Consider the following 431-nt stretch of genomic DNA (forward strand, 5'->3'; position numbering starts at 1 on the left):
ATGCCGAGCCCGATCGCCCCCAGGCCCGACAGGAAGTCGCCCAGACGGTTGAGGGCGGGATCGGGAGCATCCGGCCTTGCCCAGGCCCGGTGATAGGCCTCGCCGCCCCAGAAGAAGACCAGGGTGGTCAAGGTCAGCGCAACAGTGCCATGGCTGCCAGCGAAATATTCGATCACCGCCATGGTAACGCTGCTTCCCTCATGCAAGCCGACCGGCGCGGTGGCAATCTGGATGGCGAGACCGACAATGAGGCCGAGCGCGTTACCGCTGTTGTAATAGCCGCCCGGTCCCTTCATGCGGGCGCGAAGCGCCGATACCAAATGTGCGATAGGAAGAAGGATCGTCCGCGCGTCCATCACTGCGCCTCCACGACAAGTCCTGCCGCCATCGGCAAGGCCACCGCCGCCTGGCTGATCGACGCCACTGGCCCG

At 65.4% G+C, this 431-nt stretch carries 1 pseudogene; it reads right to left on the reverse strand.

The annotated features are described in order from the left end of the window. Window positions 1–296, reverse strand: a pseudogene (locus EOC06_RS27430) (hypothetical protein); the annotation flags it as partial. Window positions 297–431 lie beyond the last annotated feature (135 nt).

Source organism: Mesorhizobium sp. M7A.F.Ca.MR.362.00.0.0, assembly GCF_004023175.1.
GTDB lineage: Bacteria > Pseudomonadota > Alphaproteobacteria > Rhizobiales > Rhizobiaceae > Mesorhizobium.